Annotated in this window: 3 protein-coding genes; all 3 read right to left on the bottom strand. The window is 40.0% G+C overall.

Annotated elements, in window-relative coordinates; genetic code table 11:
• Window positions 1-413 precede the first annotated feature (413 nt).
• Window positions 414-821 carry a nuclear transport factor 2 family protein gene (locus IEX60_RS24655; protein WP_146746641.1) on the bottom strand — a complete coding sequence of 136 codons (408 nt, stop codon included), beginning with the start codon at window positions 819-821 and terminating at the stop codon, window positions 414-416.
• A gap of 166 nt (window positions 822-987) precedes the next feature.
• On the bottom strand, window positions 988-1,464 hold the full coding sequence (locus tag IEX60_RS24650; RefSeq protein ID WP_112373090.1) for a DUF4405 domain-containing protein: 477 nt from the start codon (window positions 1,462-1,464) through the stop codon (window positions 988-990).
• A 14-nt stretch (window positions 1,465-1,478) separates the two neighbouring features.
• Window positions 1,479-1,871, bottom strand: a complete 393-nt coding sequence (locus IEX60_RS24645) for an NAD(P)H-dependent oxidoreductase (RefSeq protein WP_373285087.1) — start codon at window positions 1,869-1,871, stop codon at window positions 1,479-1,481.
• Window positions 1,872-1,988 lie beyond the last annotated feature (117 nt).

Genomic DNA, 1,988 nt, shown 5'->3' with positions numbered 1-1,988 from the left:
TAGATTTGCAGTAAGCACAAGGGGTGTTTCCCAGCCCCGCGGGGCTGGGAAACACCCCTTGACACAGTTCATTTTACAGACCCCCCACAGGGGAAGTACGCCTAAATTTATGGCACAGCCCCCTTTGTTGTTAAGAGGCGAATTGTCTATTTCAGATTCTGATGTCGGCTATTCTCCCGTTGAAAGAGCTATTCGTTTAGGAATAGGTTAATCATAAAAATGCTCATATCGAAAGAGATTGCTTTTTTTAGCAGTCTCTTTCTTTTTAGGGTTGCTTATAACGAGCCAATTGTTGGCGATAGACGGAATTGCACGCACCAAAGCCGCATAGTAGCACGAAGCTCAATAAATGAATGAAAATAAATAATGTTGATTCTGCTCGCTTATTGCCAACACTTTGCATTATTCCCAACTCAGTTGCCACGACACCCCGAACCGGTCGGTAACTCCACCCAAAAGCTTTTAATCGATTTTAAGCTAAAACCCTTAAATCCTTTAAACTTATAAACATCGCAGAAAGCAAAAACGGCTCCTTCGTTTGTCCATATTTGTCCGTCAACCGAGGCATCTGTTCCGTGGGTAATTATGGTTTCGATTACCATTTTGGATGCATTTCGTATGGGGTAATGCTGAAGTTGCTTTTCAAAATTCTCTATTCCCGACAGGGTGTTTTGTCCGACGATTTCCCAAATGATATGGTCATCAAGATGCTTTTTACAAAAATCTAAATCATCCTTTGCCCAAGCCGTATAAAAGTCTTTGAGAAAGTTCTTTTTCGGGGCATTACCGCAATCGGAAGGAATAATTATCTGTGTCATCATTCGTGCGTCGTTACCTTGTTTGTGTACTACCAACTGATTTTTGTGGAGGTTTTCTTCAAAATTATAAAATCGTATATGGACAACAAAACAATTAGGTGAACTTTAAAACAAGTTCTTAAGTTTCCCGAAACATATTTCAAAACGCAGACTAACCAAATTTTTGAGTTTATTCCAGAAGCAGGTCAATGACTTCTTCTGCATTGGCATCGTTATGCTTCCACAGTTCTTCAAAAGTTTGGACATTTTCTACCGAAATTCCTTTCTCTGTCAGTTTAGCGGCTGCTTGTTCCTCATTGATATTTAACACCCTGAATGCATCCTCCACAGGTGCTTTTACAATTCTGTCCATGATTTGCAAATCGACCGGCGGATACATTCTTTCAGATATAATAAGAACAACAGCTAATGTCAGTACCGCAAGTAATGCAGGCAAAAAAACACTTTTCTTAAAATGAATTTTCAAAGCTTTCCAATTCAAAATGATGTGGAAAATGGCACAAATAACAAATAACAATCCGAGTATTTCGTGAACTACTTCGGTGTAGCCGTCAAACAGATGGAAAAACATCAGCAGTCCCGAAATGCCTACGACAAGGAACACCAATGATATAAATGGGGTAACATAATTTCTATTGAGTTTCATAATACCATATTTGATTAATTGAGTTTTGAAAATCTTTTCTCAAGTTCATGCAGCCATTTGACCCGTTTTTCGTGGCTCACTCTTTTTACCGATGTAAAGCTGAGCCATTTGACGTTTTTGTAGCCCATTGTTTTGAATACACTTCGTATCATCACTTTTCGAATCAAGTTTCCGATAAGCAGTGAGTACATAATTTTGGGTTTGTTCATCGTGGTGATGACGGTAATGCTTTTCAGATTATGTAATAGCGGCACCAACCCGAAACCTCTCGGATGATGGTCATACGCCAATCCGGGCGACAATACACGGTCGATAAATCCTTTGGTGGCGGCAGGCATAATGTCCCACCAAATCGGGAAAATAAAAATCAGGTGGTCGGCTTTTTTCAATCGTTCGTGGTAGCCAATAACCTGGGGGTCAACCGCACGATGTTCAACAAAGGCTTTTGTAAGCGGTAATTAAGAGTGCAGAGTTTTTGGCAATTAGGAATACACAGTTTTCGGCAACAATGAATGCAGAACAAT

The organism is Parapedobacter defluvii (assembly GCF_014642075.1).
Lineage (GTDB): Bacteria > Bacteroidota > Bacteroidia > Sphingobacteriales > Sphingobacteriaceae > Parapedobacter > Parapedobacter defluvii.
This window is presented reverse-complemented; position numbering and strand designations above follow the sequence as displayed.